We start from the raw sequence: 19,716 nt of genomic DNA, 5'->3' as shown, positions 1-19,716 counted from the left end.
TCCCCACGAACTGTTCTATTTAAGTTCTTGTTTTGTGTCAATCCCGCGCTTCGTCTGGCCGGCCTGTGGATAATTTCAGCCGGGTCAGTCGAGCGCGATGAACTCCACGGCCTCGCCCTGCGCGGCGGCGGGGCTGTGGGGTGCGCGCACGATCAGGGCATTGGCCTCGGCCAGCGTCGCGAGAAGGTTCGAGTCCTGCCGCGAGAGGGTCGAGAGCAGGGCCACGCCGTCGGCTCCTTCGCGCATCACCGCGCGCATGTAGTGTTCGCGCGGCCCGTTTGCCTCGATGGCGGCCTCGATCCGCCCGCGGCGACGTGGCCGCGCGCGCGCTGGCAGGCCCAGCGCGCGGTCGATCGCGGGACGAAGGAAGATCTCGCCGCAGATCATGCTCGAGACCGGGTTCCCCGGCAGGCCCAGCATCACGGAACCACCGATCCGTCCTGCCATCAGCGGCTTGCCCGGTCGCATCGCGACCTTGAAGAAGTCGAGCGCGAGCCCCTCCGCGCCGAAGACCTCGGCCACGAGGTCATGGTCACCGACCGACGCACCCCCAAGGGTGACGATGAAATCGGCGCCACGCGCCACTTCCAGCGCGGCGACGAGGCTGGCGCGGGTGTCGCGCGCGATCGGGCACATCCGCGGCACGGCGCCGATCGCGGCGAGCATTGTCGCGAGGCCATAATTGTTCGAGCTCACGATCTGGTCCGCGCCCGGAGTCTCGCCCGGCTCGACCAGCTCGTCGCCGGTTGGGATCAGCGCGACCACGGGCCGGCGCGCAACGGTCACAGTGGGGAGGTTCATGGCAGCCAGCAGGGCGACATCCCGCGCCGCGAGCCGCCTCGGGCCTGGCAGCCGAAAGCCTGCGGGGAAGTCCATGCCCCGCGGCCGCACATACTCGCCGCGACCGGGCGGGGTGACGACGCGCACGCGGCTGCCCTGCCGCTCGGCGTCTTCCTGAATGAGAATGGCGTCGGCGCCTTCGGGAACCGGCGCCCCGGTGAAGATGCGAACCGCCCCGCCCCGGGGAAGCGCGCCGCCGAAGGCGCGTCCGGCCGCGGACTGGCCGGCGACCTCCAAGTCGGCACCCGTCACCGCCTCGGCCGCGCGCACAGCGTAGCCGTCCATGGCCGAGGCGTCGAAGGGCGGCTGGTCACGGGTCGCCACCGCGTCGTCCAGCATGACGCGGCCTCCGGCCTCGGCCAGCGGCACGGTCTCGCCCGGCAGTGGCTCGACCAGCGCGAGTAGGCGCGCGAGGGCGTCGGCGACCGGAATCATCCAGCGTGCCTCATGCCGCGTCGAAGCTGCCGGACTTGCCGCCCGACTTGTGGGTCAGCCGGATATCCTCGATCCGCATGCCGCGGTCGACGGCCTTCACCATGTCGTAGACCGTGAGCGCGGCAACCGAGACGGCGGTCAGCGCCTCCATCTCGACCCCGGTCTGGCCCGTGAGCTTCACCGTGGCCTCGATCTCGATCCGGTCCGGGGGCAGCGGCACCAGGTCGACCGCGACCTTCGAGAGCATCAGCGGGTGGCACAGCGGGATCAGGTCGGCCGTCTTCTTCGCCGCCATGATGCCGGCGAGCCGGGCCACGGCCAGCACGTCACCCTTCTTGGCGCGGCCCTCGACAATCATCGCGAGCGTCTCGGGCGCCATCACCACGCGGCCTTTCGCAGTGGCGATGCGCTCGGTCGCGGGCTTGTCGCCGACATCGACCATCTGGGCGCGGCCCTCGGCGTCGAAATGGGTAAAGCCGCTCATGCCGCGCCGGCCCGGGGCAGGGGATTGGCCAGCAGCGAACGCGTCGCCGCCGCCACGTCGGGCTGGCGCATCAGGCTCTCGCCGATCAGGAAGCTGCGCGCCCCGGCGCGCGCCAGCCGTGCAAGGTCGGCCGGGGTGAAAAGGCCGCTTTCCCCCACCAGCAACCGGTCGGCCGGGACATGCGGCGCCAGCTCCTCGGTCGTCTCGAGCCGCGTCTCGAAGGTCTTGAGGTTGCGGTTGTTGATACCGAGGAGCCTGGATTTCAGGGCCAGCGCACGGTCGAGCTCGGCCCGGTCATGGACCTCGATCAGCGCATCCATGCCCCACTCGAACGCCGCCGCCTCGAGCTCCGCCGCCTGGGTGTCGGACAGGCTCGCCATGATGATCAGGATGCAGTCCGCCCCCAGCGCCCTTGCCTCGGCCACCTGGTAGGTGTCGTAGAGAAAATCCTTGCGGATCACCGGCAGCGAGACCGCCCCGCGCGCCGCGACCAGGTAGTCGTCGGCGCCCTGGAAGCTCGGCGTGTCGGTGAGGACGCTGAGGCAGGTCGCGCCGCCCTCCTCGTAGGCGCGGGCCAGCGCGGGCGGGTCGAAATCCGCGCGGATCAGGCCCTTCGACGGGCTCGCCTTCTTGATCTCGGCGATCAGTCCGTAGCGCTCCGAAGCCTCGGCGGTCGCGAGGGCCGCGCGGAACGGGCGCAGCGCGGGGGCTGCGCGCGCGGCGTCCTCGACCTCGGCCAGCGGCCGCGCCCGTTTGCGGGCGGCGACCTCCTCCAGCTTGTAGGCCTTGATCTTCTCGAGGATGTCAGCCATCCGCGGCCTCCGACGTGACACGCGCCAGCGCCTCGAGCCGCGCCATCGCCGCGCCCGAGTCGATGCTCTCCCGCGCCAGCCCGGCACCATCGCGCAGCGACGCGGCCTTGCCCGCCACCAGGAGCGCCGCGGCCGCGTTCAGCACCACCGCGTCACGGTAGGCGCCATGCACGCCGCCCAGAAGGGCGCGGAACGCCTCGGCGTTGGCCTCGGGCGTGCCGCCCAGGATTTCCTCGAAGGGGTGAGGATGCAGGCCCGCGTCCTCGGGATGGATCTCGAACTCGCGGACATGGCCGCCCTCGAGTGCCGCGACCCTGGTGGTCCCCGCGATCGAGATCTCGTCCGTCCCGTCGCTGCCATGCACCAGCCACGCGGCCTCCGAGCCCAGCGCCAGCAGGGTCTCGGCCATCGGCCGCAGCCAGTCGGCCGAGAAGGCGCCGGTCAGCTGGCGCGTCACGCCCGCGGGGTTGGTCAGCGGACCGAGGATGTTGAAGATCGTCCGGACCCCCATCTCGACCCTGACCGGCTGAACATGGCGCATCGCGGAATGGTGCATGGGCGCCATCATGAAGCAGATGCCGCAGCGGTCGAGGGCCGCCTGAGCGACGGCTGCGGGCACCATCACGTTGACGCCCATCATGGTCAGCGCATCCGCCGCGCCCGAGCGTGACGAAAGCGCCTTGTTGCCGTGCTTGGCGACCGGCACGCCGGCCCCGGCCACCACGAAGGCCGTCGCGGTCGAGATGTTGAGCGTGCCCTTGCCGTCGCCGCCGGTGCCCACGATGTCCATCGCGCCGTCGGGCGCCTTGACCTTCGCGGCGCGCGCGCGCATCGCCGCGGCGGCGCCCGCGATCTCGTCGACCGCCTCGCCGCGCATGCGCAGCGCCATCAGGAAGCCCGCGATCTGCGCGGGGCTCGCGTCACCGGCCATGATGATGCCGAAGGCTTCCTCGGCCTCGGCCCGGCTCAGGGCGCGGCCCGTCGCCGACGAGATGAAGGGTTTCAGATCGCCGCTCATGCCGCGCGCCGCCCGCCGGCCGGAAGGCCCGCGAGCCTCAGGAAATTCGCGATCATCGCATGGCCGTGCTCGGAGGCAATGGATTCGGGGTGGAACTGCACGCCATGGACCGGTCGGCTGCGATGCGCGAGCCCCATGATCACGCCCGATTGCGAGCGCGCCGTGACATGCAGGCAGTCGGGCAGGGTCTCGGGTTTTACCGTCAACGAGTGGTAGCGGGTGACCTCGAAGCCCTGCGGCAATCCCTCGAACAGCCCCGTGCCGTCATGGGTGATCGTCGAGAGCTTGCCGTGCATGATCTCGTGGCAGCGGATCACGTCGCCGCCAAAGGCCTCGCCGATCGCCTGGTGGCCAAGGCACACTCCCATGATCGGCAGGTCGGCCGGCGCCTGCCGGATCAACTCGACGCAGATCCCTGCCTCGCGCGGCGTGCAGGGGCCTGGTGAGAGCACCACTGCCTGCGGCTTGAGCGCCAGCGCGTCCTCGACACTCAGCGCATCGTTTCGCTCGACCCGCATCTCGGCGCCGAGTTCGCCGAAATAATGGACGAGGTTCCATGTGAAGCTGTCGTAATTGTCGATCAGCAGAAGCATCGGGGGTGTCTCTCTCGACCGGCGAGCCGGGTTCTCTGTTGGCCGCTGGGCCGGGTTGCGCGTATAGATGCCGTGTCAGGCAAGCCGCCGTCAAGGGAAGCGGGCGGAGGGCGGGCCCAGCAGCAACGCCGAACGGGGCAGGCAGAGCGGGGTGGAGCGATGAACGCGAGACACAGGAGCAGCGGGATCGGGATCACGATCGTAAGGTTTCTGGGCGGAGCCGTGGTGGCCATGGCTGCGGCGGTTGTTGCGTTCACGGTCTTCTCGGGCCTGACCGAAATTCCCGAGCGCACGCCTTTCGCGACCTCGACGGACGTCGCGGGACGCCCGGCCTCGCCCGGAGCGACCGTGCCCGGCACCCTGGAACAGCCCGTCGCCAGCGCGCCCGCAACCGCGCCCGGCGCGCCGGGCGGCGTAGCCGCGCCGCGTCCCTCGAGCGGCGGCACGGCCCCGGGCGCAAGTCTTCCCGAGATCGCGGGAACCGAATCCTCGGGTCTGGGCGGCAATCTCGGCGCCAGCGGGGCGCAGCCTGCGCCGTCCGCGCCGCTATCGCTGGCTCCGGCGCAACCCTCGGCCCTTGGCGCGCCGGGCGCGCCCGGCGCCGATGCGGGCGCGCAGTCCGAGCTTGCGCCTCCGGCCGATGTCGATGATGCGCGCAACCAGCTCGCCATTCTGCTCGGCGATGCGCCCGTCGCGCCGCAGGGCGAAGCCGCCCCGTCGGCCGACGGGGCGGCGCTCGCCCCGGCCGCGCCCTCGCCTGGCGCCGAGACGGCCGCCTTGCCGGCCGAGGCGCCCGCCTCGCCCGAGCCCGCGCCTTCCGCTCCCGTCGAAGCTCCTGCCGTGGCCGAGCCCGCGGAAGCCGCTGAGCCCGCCGAACCCCCGGCGCCCGAGCTTGCGCTCGCGGGTCCCGCGCTCGAGGTCAATGCGCGCGACGTCGATCTTCCCGCCGGCGTGCCGGCCATCGCCTTCGTGGTCAGCGATGCGGCCGAGCCCGGCGGTCTCACCCCCGAGATGCTGGCAGGGCTTCCATTCCCGATCACCCTTGGCATCGTGCCGGGCGATGACGCCGCGGCCGCGCTGGCCGAGGCGGCTCGCGAGGCTGGTCACGAGGTCGTGGTGCAGCTGCCCACCGATACCCTCGGCGGGCGGGTGGCCGAATCGGACGCGCTGCTGACGGATCTCGATGCCGATGCTGCCTCGCGCCGCGCGCTCGCGGCCCTCGCGGCGCTGCCGCAGGGCGTCGCGGTGTCGGCCTATCCCTCCAGCGCGGGGCAGGCCGCCGGTGACGCGGTGATGGCGCTGCTGGCGCAGCACGGCTTTGGCTATCTCGAGAACCGCGCGGTCGCCGGCGGCGCGGCCGAGCTGGGCGCGAGGCGTGCCGGCGTGCCCTTCGCGGCCGCCGACCGCAGCGTCTCGCGGCGCTCGACGCCGTCGCAGCTGGCGCAGCAGGTGGAGGCCGCGACCGCGGACGCCGCCAAGGGAACGCCGCAGATCGTGCTGGTGCCCGCGACCGCCGAGGCATTGCGGGCGCTCGTGGCCTGGAGCCTGCAGCGTGGCGGGCAGGTGCGCCCGGTTCCGCTCTCGGCGGTGCTCAGGGCGCGGTCGGGCTGAGGCGCGCCGGGATCAGGCCGAGCCGGATCGCCGCGTGAGGGGCGGGGTGCATAGGCGCGCCCCAGCCCCACGCGCAACCGGTCCCATGAGGCTCAGTTGAAGTTTCGCGCGACGCTTGCCGCGTGCATCAGCGCCATCGACTTGTTGACCGTTTCCTGGAACTCGGCCTCGGGGTCGCTGTCGTAGACGACGCCGCCCCCGGCCTGCACATAGAGCGTGCCATCCTTGATCACGCCCGTGCGCAGCGCGATGCAGGTGTCCATCTCGCCCGCTGCCGAGAAGTAGCCGACACCGCCGGCATAGACGCCGCGCTTTTCCTTCTCGAGTTCGTCGATGATCTCCATCGCGCGGATCTTGGGCGCGCCGGACACCGTGCCGGCCGGCAGCCCGGCCAACAGCGCGTCGATCGCGTCGACCCCTTCGCGCAGCTCGCCATCGACGTTCGAGACGATATGCATCACATGGCTGTAGCGCTCGACCGTGAACTGCTCGTTCGGGTCGACGGTGCCGATCTTCGCCACCCGGCCCACGTCGTTGCGGCCAAGGTCCAGCAGCATCAGGTGCTCGGCCCGCTCCTTGGGATCGGCCAGCAGGTCAGCCTCCAGCGCCTCGTCCTCCTCGGGCGTGCGGCCACGCTTGCGGGTGCCAGCGATCGGCCGGATCGTGACCTTGCCGTCGCGCACCCGCACCAGGATCTCGGGGCTTGCGCCGGCGATGTGGAAGCCGCCGAGGTTAAAGAAGAACATGTAGGGCGACGGGTTCGTCCGCCGCAGCGCGCGGTAGAGCGAGAAGGGTTCGACCTCGAGCGGCAGCGCCCAGCGCTGGCTCGGCACCACCTGGAAGATGTCGCCCGCGCGGATATAGTCCTTCGCGCGCTCGACCATCTCGAGGTACTCGGGATGGGTGGTGTTGGATGCGGGCTCGAGGGCGCGCGCCGCCGCGGTCTCGAGCGGCGTGACAGGCGTGTGGCCCAGGTCGCGCCGGTCGAGCGCGTTGCACCCGGCGTGAAGCCGCGCCACAGCCTCGTCATAGGCCGCGTCCGCATCGCGCGCGTCGTGCCAGACCGGTGCGCAGAGCGTCACGATATCCTTGACGTTGTCGACGATCGCGATCAGGCGCGGGCGCAGCATCATCGCGTCGGGCAGGCCCAGCGGGTCGGGGTTCGGCTCGGGCAGGCGCTCGACCAGGCGGATCATGTCGTAGCCGAGATAGCCGAACAGCCCGGCCGCCATCGGCGGCAGCTCGCGCGGCAGTTCGATGCGGCTCTCGGCGATCAGCGCCCGCAGGCTGGCCAGCGTCGGCCGGTCCTCGGGCTCGAAGGCGTCGGGTTCCGAGGCGGCGTTGCGGTTGATCTCGGCCCGTTCGCCGCGGCAGCGCCAGATCAGGTCCGGGTCGAAGCCGATCACGGAATAGCGCCCGCGGATCTCGCCACCGGTGACTGACTCGAGCATGAAACTCATCGGCCGCGCCTCGGTGAGCTTGAGCATCAGCGAGACGGGGGTGTCCTGGTCGGCGACGAGCTCGGCCCAGACGATCTGGTTGTCCCCGCGCGCCCAGCCCGCTGCAAAGGCGGCCCGCTCGGGCCGAATACGCATCCCGGCCGTCATCTGGCTTACAGGCCTCCGCCGCTGCCGGCTCCGCCCGAGATCGCCGAGATGGTGCTCTCGATGGCCTGCGGGTAGTAGGCGACCTGGTGGGTGCTCTCCAGCGCCCGGGCGAAATACTCGACCCGGTCGGCCTCGAGCGACTGTGCCAGGGCCTGCTCGATCTGCTGCGACATCTGCTCGAGCGCCTCGGGCGCCATCTGCGTGATGGCGATCACCTCGGCCAGGACCACTCCCTCGCCATCCGGCAGGCGGGCGGTCAGGACCGCGCCCTTGTCGGCCTCGAAGACCGGCTGGACCAGCGCGTCAGGCAGGCTCGCCGGCGGGGCGTCACGCAGGAAGAAGCCGGTCTCGCTCGCGGTGCGGCCCATGCCCGCGGCGGTGGTCGCCAGCGTCGCGCCGGTGCCGCGCGCGATGCCGGCCGCGATCTGCGCCGCGCGCTCCTCGAGGCTCGCCATGATCTGTTCCTGGCGCCAGGCCTCGACGACGCGGTCGCGGATCCCGTCGAGCTCGGGGATGTGGCTCGGCTCGACACGCTCGACATAGGCGAGGAAATAGCCGCCATCGGGCAGCTCGATGATGTCGCGCTCCTCAGCGTCCAGCGCGTCGGTCACCTCGGCAAGCGCCTCGGACACGGCCAGCGCGCCGCCCGCGCGGTCGCCGCCGGGCAGGGTGCCGTCGGGCGCGATCCCCGCGATCTCGACCAGCGCGACCTGTCCGCCCATCTCGGCGGCGATCTCGGCCAATGTCTTGCCGGCGGCGCGCAGCTCCTCGATCTCGTTGGCGACCTCGGGCGCGCGGATGACCGCGTTCTCGGTGGCGAGACGCTCGGCGATCTCGTCGCGAATGTCCTCGAACGGCACGGCGCCGCCCTCGGTGACCTCGGTCACCCGCAGGATCGCGCCGCCCAGCGGTGTCTCGACCGCACCGGTCACGCCCGGTGCCTCGAGCGCAAAGACCGCCGTATCGGGCCCTTCGGGCAGGTCGCCCGGCTGGAGCACGCCCAGCGAAAGCCCGTCGCCGGCCTGGTCCATCTCGGCGGCCAGCCCGTCGAAATCGACCTCGCCCAAGGCGAGCCGCGCCGCCGCCGCCTCGGCTTCGGCCAGCGACGGGAAGATGATCTGGTCGACCGTGCGGGTGGGCTCGGTGACATGCAGGTCGCGCTCGCTCTCGTAGGCTGCCTGCAGCTCGTCGTCGGTCAGCTTCGCCGCCTCGTCCTCGGCCAGCTTCGCGACATCGACGTGCAGATAGCGCCCGAAGCGCCGGTCCGGCTCGCGGAAGCGCTCGGCCTCGGCCTCGAAGAAGGCGGCCAGCGCCGCGTCGTCCGGCATGCCGGGGTCGTCCGCGAGCCTGGGGTCGAGCGTCAGCAGCTGCAGGTTGCGCGTCTCGCCGCGCCAGGCGGTGATGCGCACTGCCAGCCCGGGCGCCGTCGCGTCGGTGCCGGACACGGCCTCCGTGACCAACTCCTGCCCGATCAGCGCGCGGGTCAGTCTTTCGAATTCGGCGGGCGACATGCGCTGCTGCGCCAGCAGCATGCGGTAGGCGGTGTCCGAGAAATTGCCGGCCGGGCCGAGGAAGGCGGGGTTCTGCCGGATCTCGTCGGCGACCGCGCGATCGGGCGCGGCGATGCCCAGTCGCGCCAGCTCGGCGCGCAGCGTCGCGTCGCGCACCAGGCTTGCGAGGACGCGCCGGTCGATGCCCAGCGCGCGCATGTCCGAATAGCTCACGGCGCGCCCGGCCTCCTGGCTCAGCCGCGCCTGGGCGCGCGCCAGGGCATCGGCAAACTCGTCCGCCGTGACCTCTTCCTCGCCCGCCGTTGCCACCGCCGTGCCGCCGCGGAACGAGAAGATGTCGCCAATTCCCCAGACGGCGAAGCTCAGCACCAACAGGGCGATCAACAGCTTCGCGATCCAGGATTTCGCGCCGCGCCTCAGTAAATGCAGCATTCTCGCCTCACCTCCGCCCAACGCCCCGACGGGCGCCGTCCGGCTGCGTTGTTATCCGGGCCCACCGGGGCAGACAAGAGCGCACTGCCCCGGTGTGCGGCGCGCGATCAGGGTCGGAACGCGGCCAGGCGGTCGGCGAGGACGGCGATCCCGGCGGCATCGGCATTGGCGAAGGCGATCCGCAGGGCCCGCTCGCCGCCCCAGTCGCGGCCCTCGGCGGCCGCCGGGGTGAACATCGTGCCGGGCAGGGTCAGCACCGACTGCTCGGCCACCAGCCGTCGGGCCAGCCGGTCCGAGGGGATGTCGAACGGCGGCTCGACCCAGGCGAAATAGGCACCGGCCCCGAGGATCCGCCAGCCCGGCAGCCGCGCGGCGAAGGTCTCGCGCAGCGCGCGCCCGCGGGCGAGGATCTCGGCGCGCTCCCCGGCCACCCACTGGTCGAGATGCCGGAGCCCGTAAAGCGCGCCGAACTGGCCGACGCGGCTTGGGCAGATCGTCACCGTGTCGAGGAACTTCTCGATCTCGGCCAGCCGTGCCGCGCCTGTCGCGATCGCCCCGACCCGGTGCCCGGTGAGGCGAAAGACCTTCGAGAAGCTGTAGAGATGCACCAGCGTGTCGCGCCAGTCGTCGCGCCGGAAAAGATCATGCGGCGCGCCGCTGCCCGAGTGGAAGTCGCGGTAGGTCTCGTCGATGATCAGCGCCGCGCCGTGCTCGCGCGCGAGGTCGTAGAACGCCTCCATCAGCTCGGGCGGGTATTCCGCGCCCGTCGGGTTGTTCGGCGTGATTAGCAGGATCGCCTTGACCGCGGGCGTCATCGCGGTGCGCGCGGCCTCGATGTCGGGAAGCATGGCCCCGTCGCAGGGGATCAGCACCGAGCCCACGCCGCTCATGTCGAGCCACATCTTGTGATTGAAGTACCAGGGCACCGGCACCATCACCGCGTCGCCCGGTCCGCAGAGCGAGGACACCGCGGCGCAGAAGGCCTGGTTGCAGCCCGAGGTGATTGCCACCTCGCCCGCGCCGATGTCGGCGCCATAGTGCATCGACCAGCGCGCGGCGATCTCGGCGCGCAAGGCGGTGTCGCCCAGCACCGGGCCATAGAGATGGATGTCCGCGTCCGTCGCCACCTTCTCGGCCATCGCCTGGCGCAGGGCCTCGGGCGGGGGCGCGACGGGTGCCGCCTGGCTGAAATTCAGGAGCGGCCGATCCGCCGGGAACGTCGTCTCGGCGACCCAGCGGCGGGCCTCCATCACCGGGGGCGGGAACACGGCGGCGAGGTTGGGGTTCAGCGGCATCGGACTCTCGGCTTCTTCGGGATGCGGGTGCGCGACACTAGGGGCGGCGGGCGCGAAATGCCAGAGCCCGCCGGGCCGGGCGCCCCTTGACGCCGCCATCGCGCCGCGCGACATGGCGGGCATGGCAGAGACACCGCTCCTGACGCTCACCGACATCACCCTCGGATTCGGGGGAAGGCCGCTATTCACCGGCGTGAACCTCGCGCTCGGCGCGGGCGAGCGCGCCTGCGTGGTGGGTCGCAACGGTTCGGGTAAATCGACGCTTCTCAAGATCTCGGCCGGGCTGGTCGAGCCCGACGGCGGCACCCGCTGGGTGCAGCCGGGCGCACGCATCGCCTACCTGCCGCAGGATCCCGACCCCACGGGCTTCGCGACGCTGGGCGACTACGTGGCCGCCGATCTGCCCGAGACCGAGCGCTGGCGGGCCGAGGCTGCGATGGAGGGGCTCCAGGTCGGCGCCGCGGCCGATCCCGCCACCGCGTCGGGGGGCGAGCGCCGCCGCGCCGCGCTCGCGCGCCTGATCGCGGGCGAGCCCGACCTGATGCTGCTCGACGAGCCCACCAACCATCTCGACATCGCCGCGATCGAGTGGCTCGAGAACCACCTGTCCGAGACGCGCACGGGCTTTGCCGTGATCAGCCATGACCGCGCCTTCCTCGCGCGGCTCACGCGCTCGACGCTCTGGCTCGACCGCGGCGAGGTGCGGCGCAACCCTCAGGGGTTCGCGGCCTTCGAGGACTGGCGCGAGAAGATCTGGGCCGAAGAGGACGCCGCGCGCCACAAGCTCGACCGCCTGATCGCGCAGGAGGCGCACTGGGCCGTCTACGGTATCTCGGCCCGGCGCACCCGCAACCAGGGCCGCCTGCGCCGTCTCGAGACGCTGCGCGCCGAGCGTCGCGCCCAGATCTCGCGCCAGGGGCCGGCCGCGATGGCGCTTGAATCCTCGGCGCCCTCGGGCAAGCGGGTGATCGAGGCCGAGGGCATCGCGAAGACCTATGACGGGCGCGAGATCTTCCGCGACTTCTCGATCCGCATCGGCCGGGGCGAGCGCGTGGCCCTCGTCGGCCCGAACGGGGCAGGCAAGACGACGCTCCTGAAGGTTCTGACCGGCCAGATCGCGCCCGACAGCGGCGAGGTCAGGCTCGGCACCAACATCGAGATGGCGGTGTTCGACCAGAACCGCGCCGCGCTCGACCCCGCGCGATCGCTGTGGGAGACGCTGACCGAGGACAAGCTGACCCGGGTCAGCGGCGCCTCCGACCAGGTGATGGTGCGCGGCCGGCCGCGCCATGTCGTGGCCTATCTCAAGGACTTCCTGTTCGACGAGCGCCAGGCCCGGGGCCCCGTCGGCGCCCTGTCGGGCGGCGAGAAGGCGCGGCTTCTGCTCGCGCGCATCATGGCGCGGCCCTCGAACCTGCTCGTGCTCGACGAGCCCACCAACGATCTCGACGTCGAGACGCTCGACCTCTTGCAGGAGCTGATCGAGGAGTTCGACGGCACCGTCCTGCTGGTCAGCCATGACCGCGACTTCCTCGACCGCGTCGCCACCACCACGATTGCGATGGAAGGCGATGGCCGCGCCACGGTCTATGCCGGCGGCTGGTCCGACTATCGCGCCCAGCGGGGCGATGGCGCGACCGCCAGGCCCGCTCCCGCGCCCGAGCCCGGGCGCAAGCCGCAGGCAGCCGAGGCGCCCAGGGCCGCCCGCAAGCTCAGCTACCGGCAGGAGCGGCGCCTCGCCGATCTTCCCGCCGAGATCGAGCGGCTTACCGCCGAGATCGGCAAGCTCGAGGAGCTCCTCTCGGACGCCGAGCTCTACAGCCGTGACCCGGTGAAATTCGCCAAGGCCACCGAGATGCTCGACGAGCGGCGCGGCCGGCTCGACGCCGCCGAGACCGAGTGGCTCGAACTCGAGGAACTGCGCGAAAGCCTCGCGGCCGAGTGACTTGCCTTTGCGCGCCCCCCGGGCCGCCGGCGACGGCTCAGCGGTCCTTTTCCTCGCGGAACACCACGTTCAGCAGCTGCCGCATCACGGTCGAGAACCCCTCGTAGTCCCCGGGCTGCGTCTCGAGCGCGCGCAGGAAGCCATGCGCCTCGATCTTCTCGCCGTTGCAGAAGGTCATGTTCACGGTGAAGCCCTTGGCGGGCGGGGCGCCGGTCATGGCCGGGGCGGTCAGGCTGCAATCGTGATCGCTGTTGGGCGGGCCCGAGGGGTTGAAGTGCAGCACCATCCGCGAGCCATGCGCGCCGGGCCCCATCACCCGCTGATGCGCGAAGCGGATAGGCGCCGCGCCCGCGGGGCCCTTCATCGCCGCGGCCAGCGCGGCAGGGTCGGCATCCTCCCACGGCAGGCCGTGCATCTCGACCGCGATGCCCTGCGGGCCCTGCATGGCGACGAGATCGGTCTCGCGGATGTTGGGCATGCGGAAGACATGGGTGATCACCGTGGGCTCGTCGCAGGCCGCGAGGACCGCGAGCAGCGCGCCGAGTATCGCTTTCAGTCTCATGCCGTCCCCCCTTGCCGCGCCAGCGTCCGCTCGCGTTGGAACACGTAGATCCCGGCCGCCACGATGATCGCCGTGCCCGTCCAGGTCAGCGCGTCGGGGAAATCGCCGAAGACGAAGAGCCCGATGAGCGTGCCCGACAGGATCTCGAGATACTGCAACGGCGCCAGCGCCCCCGCCTCGGCCCGGGCGAAGGCGTGCACCAGAAGCTGGTGGCTGACGCCCGCCGTGACGCCCATGGCCAGCATCAGGCCCGCCTCGTACCAGCCCATCGGGCCCAGGGTGATCCCGGCGATCCCCAGGGGCGTGCCGACGAGCCCCGCCACCGCCAGCGTGAGCATCGCGAAGACCCCGGTCCAGAATTGCAGCGCCAGCTTGCCGCCGCGCCGCGTCATCACCCGCGTGATGATCAGGTAGCAGGCAAAGCAGAAGGCGGTCACCAGCGGATAGGCCGCGGCGATGCCAAAGGCGTCGATGTTCGGCCGCAGAACCACCAGCACCCCCACCAGCCCCGCCAGCACCGCCGAAAGGCGCCGCCAGCCGATCCCCTCGCCGAGAATGAAGGCCGAGAGCAGCGTCAGGATCAGCGGCTCGGCGAAGAAGATCGCCAGCGCGTTGGCGATCGGCATGACCTGAAGGGCGGCGTTGATCGCCAGCAGCGCCGTGCCCAAGAGCACGCCCGCCAGCGCGTGCAGCCGGCCCGGCCGGCACCATTGCCCGAAGCCCACGACCATCGGCAACAGGATCGCCGTCTGCGCCACGAACCGCCCCAGCGCCGCCTGGCCCGGGCTGACCGTCTCGGTCAGGAGCTTGGCGAACAGGTCCATGAAGGGCGCGATCAGCATCGCGACCGTCATCAGGATCACGCCGGCGGCAGGGGTGTCGGGAACTCGCTGCATGTCGCTGGGGTCCTCGGGGATGCGGCGTCCGAGCCGGTGGGTGCGCTTGGACAGACCATTTTCCGCTTGCCGAGGCAAGCCGGTTCAATGCGTCCGGTGCCGGCCGCGTAGTTGGCCTGGATCCCCAATGGTTGCTAGGCTGCTCGGATGGTGGGGGTCGAGGGTGAATGCAAGATGCGTCGCGTCCGGGTCGCCACGATGGTCCTGCTTGCGCTTGGCGCGGGCCCCGCGGCTGCGGCCGAGCAAGACGCTCAGGCCTGGGCGGCTCTCCAGCTCGACACGACGTTGACCGAGCGTTGGGATGCCACGCTGAGCGGCGAGCTCCAGACACGGGACAACGTCTCCGCCTTCCAGTCGCTGATCCTCGACGGCGGCGCCTTCTACCGTGCCTCGCCCAGGGTGAAGCTTGGCTTGGGCTACCAGTACACCGTCGCCGAGCCGGGCAAGAGCGACGAGCAGGCGCCCTGGCAGTCGCTGGAATACACTCATGGCTTCCGGGACTTGACCCTCGGCTACAAGCTGCGGCTCGACGAGCGCATCCGCGACGACACCGATGGCGTGTTGCCGCGCCTTCGTCTCGGCCTCAGGGTGACCTATCCGCTTGGCGAGGCCTGGTACGCGGCGGCCTCCGAGGAAATCCGCTTCAATCTTCGTGATCCCGGAACCGGTCCGGTGGGCGGCTTCGAGCAGAACCGCGTCTATGCGGGGCTGGGCCGCAAGATCGACGAACGCGCGCGCGTCGAGTTCGGGTATCTCTGGCGCTTTGAGCGCGAGCGCGGCAAGCCCGACCGCAGCGACAACGTGCTCTTCCTCCAGTTCGTGATCAGCGCCGACATGCGGGCCGCTTCGGGCCGCTAGCAGCGCGTCACACGTCCAGGTCCTCGGCGAATCTCGCGTTCTCCTGGATGAACTGGAAGCGCATCTCGGCCTTCTTGCCCATCAGCCGCTCGACCAGCCCCTCAGTCTCGTCGAGGTCCTCCTCGATCGACACGCGGATCAGCGTCCGCGTCCGGGGGTTCATTGTCGTCTCCTTCAGCTGGGCGGGGTTCATCTCGCCCAGGCCCTTGAAGCGGCCGATCTCGATCTTGCCCTTGCCGCCCAGCCCCTCGGCCTTCAGGCGCTCGAGCTCGGCGTCGTCGCGAGCATAGGCGGTCTTCGCGCCCTGCGTCAGGCGGTAGAGCGGCGGCTGCGCCAGATAGAGGTGGCCGTGCGTGATCAGCGGCCGCATCTGGGTGAAGAAGAAGGTCATCAGCAGCGAGGCGATATGCGCGCCGTCAACATCGGCGTCGGTCATGATGATGACCTTGTCGTAGCGCAGCTCGTCCTCGCGGTACTTCGTGCCCATGCCGGTGCCCAGCGCCTGACACAGGTCGCCCAGCTCCTGGTTCTGGCCCAGCTTCGAGCCGGCCGCGCCCATCACGTTCAGGATCTTGCCCCGCAGCGGCAGCACCGCCTGGAAGGCACGCTCGCGCGCCTGCTTGGCCGAGCCGCCGGCCGAGTCACCCTCGACCAGGAACAGCTCCGAGCCATCGCGCGCGGCATCCGAGCAGTCCGCCAGCTTGCCGGGCAGGCGCAGCTTCTTGGTCGCGGTCTTGCGCGAGGTCTCCTTCTCGGCGCGCCGGCGCATGCGTTCTTCGGCGCGGTCGACCAGGTAGTCGAGGATCGCGCCCGAGGTCTTGGGATCGGCGGCCAGCCAGGTGTCGAAACGATCGCGCACGGCGCCCTCGACCAGGCGCTGCGCCTCGGTCGTGGCCAGGCGATCCTTGGTCTGGCCCACGAATTCCGGTTCGCGGATGAAGACCGAGATCATCGCGGCGGCCGTGCCGATCACGTCCTCGCGGGTGATGTTCGCGGCCTTGCGGTTGTTGATCAGCTCGCCATGCGCGCGGATGCCCTTCGAGATCGCCGACCAGAACCCGGCCTCGTGCGTTCCGCCCTCGGGTGTGGGGATGGTGTTGCAGTAGCTCGAGACCGCGCCGTCGCGGCCCGGCGTCCAGACGATCGCCCACTCGACCGAACCCGGCGTGCCGGCGCCGAACTTCTCGGCGAAGTCGACCTTCCCGGCGAAGGGGCGCTCGCCATAGAACTCGGTTCCGTCCAGCGTCGAGACGAGGTAATCCTCGAGCCCGCCGGGAAAGCGGAAGCTGTCCTCGGCCGGCGTCTCGTCGTTCTCGGCCAGCAGCTCCGGCGCGCAGCGCCAGCGGATCTCGACGCCGCGGAACAGGTAGGCCTTCGAGCGCGCCATGCGGTAGAGCCGGGCGGGCTTGAGATGCGCGCGGCTGCCGAAGATATCGGCATCGGGGTGGAACACCACGGTCGTGCCGCGCCGGTTGGGCGCCGCGCCCAGAGGCTGCAGGGGCCCGATCGGGTGCCCGCGCGAGAACTCCTGCGCGTAGAGCTGGCGGCCGCGTGCCACCTCGACCCGCAGCCGGTCGGACAGTGCGTTGACCACCGACACGCCGACGCCGTGCAGGCCGCCCGAGGTCTCGTAGGCCTTGCCCGAGAACTTGCCGCCCGCATGCAGCGTGGTCATGATCACTTCGAGCGCCGACTTGTCCGGAAAGCGCGGATGGGGATCGACCGGGATGCCGCGTCCGTTGTCGGTGATGGCGCAGGACCCGTCGGCCAGCAGTTCGACCTCGATGCGGCTGGCGTGGCCGGCCACCGCCTCGTCCATGGCGTTGTCGAGGACCTCCGCCACCAGGTGGTGCAGGGCCCGCTCGTCGGTGCCGCCGATATACATGCCCGGGCGCTTGCGGACGGGCTCGAGCCCCTCCAGCACCTCGATCGAGGACGCGGTGTAGGCGCCCTCGGCGCCGTCGGTGTGGAACAGGTCGCCCATGCGCCCCGCCTCCGAATCATTTCTTGCCTGTTCCCGCCAGTAAAGCAGGCGGGACGGGGGCTGATCAACATCTCGCGGGGGCGAGGCCGCGTTGCCGCAATCCCTCGCGGTCAGGTGACGCGGTCCTGCATCGCCAGAAGCTTCATCGCCACGGCCACATAGACCGGCCGCAGCCCCGGCAGCGGCAGGCGCGGCGCGGGGCCGCGCATCGGGGCGGGGATCTCCGCCTCGGGCGCGCCCGCGACCAGCCCGGCCGCCAGCCGGCCGCCCAGCGTGCCCATGCCGATGCCGCTGCCATGCCAGCCGAGGGCACAGGCCACCCGGGCCGTGCGATCGAGCCAGCCGACCGCCGGTGTCAGCCGCGCCGTCGCGCAGATCGGCCCGCGCCAGAAATACTCGGCCTCGGCCTCCGCAAAGCCCGGCAGTTGCTGCGCGATGCGGCGGATGACGCGCTGGCGCATCGTGGCGGTGTTGGCATCCGCCCCGGTCACGTCGCCGCGCATTCCGAACAGCAGGCGCCCCTCGGGCAGCAGGCGGAAGTAGCTGAGCATGTTGCGCGTGTCGGCGGCGGGATCCGCGCCGAGCCAGGGGTGCTGCGCGCGCTCGTCCCCAGTCAGCGGGCGGGTGACGGCGATGTTCGAGATGACCGGCACGGCGCGCCCGTCCAGCGCCGGGTCGAGCCCGTCGGGCGTAAAGCCGTTCGTCGCGACCAGCACCGTGCGCGCCCGCAGGCTGCCGCGTGGCGTGACCAGCCGGTGCTGCGCGCCCTCGCGGTGCCAGGCCATGACCGGCGAGCCGGGCAGCACGGCCGCGCCCGCGCCGGCCGCGGCATCGGCCAGCGCACGCACCAATCGCAGGGGGTGGATGCCGAAGGCGGGGCTCACGACGGCGCCGCCGTACCGCGCGACGTCGGCGCGCCCCGAGGGGGCGACCGGCCGCGCCGTGAAGCCGGGCGGCGCCGCGTCGAGGCCCCGCGCCGCGCGCGGCGAATGCGCCAGCACCATCTCGCCCGCGCCCTGCACCTGGTCGCCAAGCCCCGTCTCGACGCAGAACTCGCGCAGCCCCGCAAGGTGCTCGGCCAAAAGCGCGTAGTGGCGCGTCACCTCGCCGGCGCCATGGCGGCGCAGCAAGGCCGCGTCCGACAGCTTGTGCCCGCCGGGGCCCGCGATACCGCCATTGCGGCCCGATGCGCCCCAGCCGATCGCGCCGGCCTCGAGCACCACGGCCTCGATACCCAGCCCGGCCAGCACGCGCGCCGCCGACAGCCCCGCATACCCGCCGCCGATGATCGCGACCTCGGCGGTCCGCTCGCCCTCCAGCGCCGGGCGGGCACGGTCGGGCGGGGCCGAGGCCTCCCACCAGCTCGGCACCGGGCGCGCGGTATCGTAGATCTCGGCCGCCAGCGGCCCGCGCGGCATCATCCGAGGTCCTCGCGCTCCTCGACCGTTTCGACCTGCGCGCCGGCCTCGAGCGTCCGGTGCACCGGGCAGCGGTCGGCGATCTCCATCAGCCGCGCGCGCTGGTCCTCCTCCAGAGGGCCGGTCAGCCTGACGATGCGGCGGAAGACGTCGATGCGCGGCTTGCCCTCGTCGGCGTCCGCGCTGTCCTCGGCATGGCTCTTGCCGTGGGTCACGTCGACGCTCACGCCCTCCAGCGGCCACCCCTTGCGGCGGGCATACATGCGGATGGTCATCGAGGTGCAGGCGCCCAGCCCCGCCGCCAGCAGCTGGTAGGGCGAGGCGCCCAGCCCGCTGCCCCCCAGCGAGGCCGGCTCGTCGGCCCGCAGCGCGAGGCCCGGGCCCACCGAGATATCCTGCAGGAAGCCCGCGGGGTCGCTCTCGGTCGTGCGCACCACGCCCTCGGGCGGGGCGCCGTCGTCGCCGTCGTCGCGGGCCTCGCCCAGGTGCAGGTAGCGCCCGGCCCAGGCGGCGATCACCCCGGCGGCGTAATCGGCATCCTCGGCGCGCGTCAGCAGGTGGTCGGCGTCGTCGAGGCTCACGAAGCTCTTGGGGTGCTTGGCCGAGGCGAAGATGCGCCCGGCGTTCTCGATCCCCACCACCATGTCGCGCGGCGCGTGCAGGATCAGCAGAGCGCGCCGCATGTCGCTCACCATGTCCATCAGGCTGTGGCTCTCGACGTCCTCGAGGAACTCGCGCCGGATGGTGAAGGGCCGGCCGGCAAGGGTCACCTCGGCCGAGCCCGTGGCGCGGATCGTCGCGAGGTCGGCGCCGAAATTGTGCAGCACATGCGCAGGATCCGCGGGGGCGCCGATCACCGCCACCGCCTCGACCGACGGGATCGACCCGGCCGCGGCCAGCACCGCCGCGCCGCCCAGCGAATGGCCGATCAGCAGCTGCGGCGCGAGGTTCATCGACTCGAGATGCTGGGCCGCCGCGATCAGGTCGGACACGTTCGACGAGAACCCGGTGTTCGCGAACTCGCCACCGGAATGCCCAAGGCCGGTGAAATCGAAGCGCAGCACCCCGACGCCCAGCGCCGCCAGCCGCCCCGCGATCCGCCGCGCCGCGGCGATGTCCTTGCCGCAGGTGAAGCAGTGGGCGAACAGCGCGACCGCCTTGATCGGCCCCTCGGGCCGGTCGAAGCGTCCGGCCAGCGGCTCGCCCGAATGACCCGCGAATGAGAGTTTCTCGCCGCGCATGATCTCATGTCCCCCGCAAGCTGCCCCGATGCGTCACGACGCGGGCGAAACACGATTCCCGCCCGCGGCAGTGTCAGCCGGCGGGCGCGCGGGAACAACGGCGATTGCATGAAATCTCGTACCGCATGGCGCCGGGCGCTGACCGGCCGTCATGCATGGCGGGCACGAGGCACG

Annotated in this window: 16 protein-coding genes; 3 read left to right on the top strand and 13 right to left on the bottom strand. The window is 71.6% G+C overall.

The window, feature by feature from the left end:
- Positions 1 to 84 precede the first annotated feature (84 nt).
- Genes H0I76_RS06430 through H0I76_RS06410 form a run of 5 tightly spaced genes read right to left on the bottom strand, consistent with a single transcriptional unit; the run spans position 85 to position 4,182 of the window.
- On the bottom strand, positions 85 to 1,275 hold the full coding sequence (locus H0I76_RS06430) for a molybdopterin molybdotransferase MoeA (RefSeq protein ID WP_200608464.1): 1,191 nt from the start codon (positions 1,273 to 1,275) through the stop codon (positions 85 to 87).
- Between the two features lie 10 nt (positions 1,276 to 1,285).
- Positions 1,286 to 1,759, bottom strand: a complete 474-nt coding sequence (gene moaC, locus H0I76_RS06425; RefSeq protein ID WP_200608462.1) for a cyclic pyranopterin monophosphate synthase MoaC — start codon at positions 1,757 to 1,759, stop codon at positions 1,286 to 1,288.
- Positions 1,756 to 2,571, bottom strand: a complete 816-nt coding sequence (gene trpC, locus H0I76_RS06420; RefSeq protein ID WP_200608460.1) for an indole-3-glycerol phosphate synthase TrpC — start codon at positions 2,569 to 2,571, stop codon at positions 1,756 to 1,758. The genes moaC and trpC overlap by 4 nt, the downstream gene beginning before the upstream one ends.
- Positions 2,564 to 3,589, bottom strand: coding sequence for an anthranilate phosphoribosyltransferase (gene trpD / locus H0I76_RS06415; protein WP_200608458.1), 1,026 nt, complete (start codon positions 3,587 to 3,589; stop codon positions 2,564 to 2,566). The genes trpC and trpD overlap by 8 nt, the downstream gene beginning before the upstream one ends.
- A complete protein-coding gene (locus H0I76_RS06410) occupies positions 3,586 to 4,182 on the bottom strand; it encodes an anthranilate synthase component II (protein WP_200608456.1) in 597 nt (198 codons plus the stop codon). Before H0I76_RS06410 ends, trpD begins: the two co-directional genes overlap by 4 nt.
- A 159-nt stretch (positions 4,183 to 4,341) precedes the next feature.
- Between H0I76_RS06410 and H0I76_RS06405 the strand changes: the two genes are divergently transcribed.
- Entirely contained in the window at positions 4,342 to 5,793 is a 1,452-nt protein-coding gene (locus H0I76_RS06405; RefSeq protein ID WP_200608454.1) for a divergent polysaccharide deacetylase family protein, read from the top strand.
- A 92-nt stretch (positions 5,794 to 5,885) separates the two neighbouring features.
- On the opposite strand, the gene trpE is transcribed toward H0I76_RS06405, so the two are convergent.
- The 3 genes from trpE to H0I76_RS06390 all read right to left on the bottom strand — a co-directional run bounded on the left by trpE (position 5,886) and on the right by H0I76_RS06390 (position 10,638).
- On the bottom strand, positions 5,886 to 7,388 hold the full coding sequence (gene trpE / locus H0I76_RS06400) for an anthranilate synthase component I (protein ID WP_200608452.1): 1,503 nt from the start codon (positions 7,386 to 7,388) through the stop codon (positions 5,886 to 5,888).
- A gap of 17 nt (positions 7,389 to 7,405) precedes the next feature.
- Positions 7,406 to 9,343: a peptidylprolyl isomerase gene (locus H0I76_RS06395; RefSeq protein WP_200608450.1), complete on the bottom strand. Its 1,938-nt coding sequence runs from the start codon at positions 9,341 to 9,343 to the stop codon at positions 7,406 to 7,408.
- Between the two features lie 107 nt (positions 9,344 to 9,450).
- Complete coding sequence (locus H0I76_RS06390) at positions 9,451 to 10,638, bottom strand: aminotransferase (RefSeq protein ID WP_200608448.1); 1,188 nt, start codon at positions 10,636 to 10,638, stop codon at positions 9,451 to 9,453.
- Positions 10,639 to 10,759: 121 nt separating this feature from the next.
- On the opposite strand from H0I76_RS06390, the gene H0I76_RS06385 reads away from it, so the two are divergent.
- Complete coding sequence (locus H0I76_RS06385; RefSeq protein WP_200608446.1) at positions 10,760 to 12,583, top strand: ABC-F family ATP-binding cassette domain-containing protein; 1,824 nt, start codon at positions 10,760 to 10,762, stop codon at positions 12,581 to 12,583.
- 37 nt (positions 12,584 to 12,620) lie between these two features.
- Here the strand turns inward: H0I76_RS06385 and H0I76_RS06380 are convergent, their stop codons facing one another.
- Positions 12,621 to 13,145, bottom strand: a complete 525-nt coding sequence (locus tag H0I76_RS06380; protein ID WP_200608444.1) for a hypothetical protein — start codon at positions 13,143 to 13,145, stop codon at positions 12,621 to 12,623.
- Positions 13,142 to 14,041 (bottom strand): DMT family transporter, encoded by a 900-nt coding sequence (locus H0I76_RS06375; RefSeq protein WP_200608442.1) that lies wholly within the window; start codon positions 14,039 to 14,041, stop codon positions 13,142 to 13,144. The genes H0I76_RS06380 and H0I76_RS06375 overlap by 4 nt, the downstream gene beginning before the upstream one ends.
- A gap of 174 nt (positions 14,042 to 14,215) precedes the next feature.
- Between H0I76_RS06375 and H0I76_RS06370 the strand changes: the two genes are divergently transcribed.
- A complete protein-coding gene (locus H0I76_RS06370; RefSeq protein ID WP_200608440.1) occupies positions 14,216 to 14,899 on the top strand; it encodes a DUF2490 domain-containing protein in 684 nt (227 codons plus the stop codon).
- A 7-nt stretch (positions 14,900 to 14,906) separates the two neighbouring features.
- On the opposite strand, the gene parE is transcribed toward H0I76_RS06370, so the two are convergent.
- The 3 genes from parE to H0I76_RS06355 form a co-directional block, all read right to left on the bottom strand.
- Positions 14,907 to 16,883, bottom strand: coding sequence for a DNA topoisomerase IV subunit B (gene parE, locus H0I76_RS06365; RefSeq protein WP_200608437.1), 1,977 nt, complete (start codon positions 16,881 to 16,883; stop codon positions 14,907 to 14,909).
- A 110-nt stretch (positions 16,884 to 16,993) separates the two neighbouring features.
- The gene (locus H0I76_RS06360; protein WP_200608435.1) at positions 16,994 to 18,304 is read right to left on the bottom strand and encodes an NAD(P)/FAD-dependent oxidoreductase; all 1,311 of its coding nucleotides are present in this window, start codon (positions 18,302 to 18,304) and stop codon (positions 16,994 to 16,996) included.
- Entirely contained in the window at positions 18,301 to 19,542 is a 1,242-nt protein-coding gene (locus H0I76_RS06355) for a bifunctional alpha/beta hydrolase/OsmC family protein (RefSeq protein ID WP_200608433.1), read from the bottom strand. Before H0I76_RS06355 ends, H0I76_RS06360 begins: the two co-directional genes overlap by 4 nt.
- Between the last annotated feature and the right edge of the window lie 174 nt (positions 19,543 to 19,716).

This window comes from Thermohalobaculum xanthum, assembly GCF_016623495.1.
GTDB classification, from domain to species: domain Bacteria; phylum Pseudomonadota; class Alphaproteobacteria; order Rhodobacterales; family Rhodobacteraceae; genus Thermohalobaculum; species Thermohalobaculum xanthum.
This window is presented reverse-complemented; position numbering and strand designations above follow the sequence as displayed.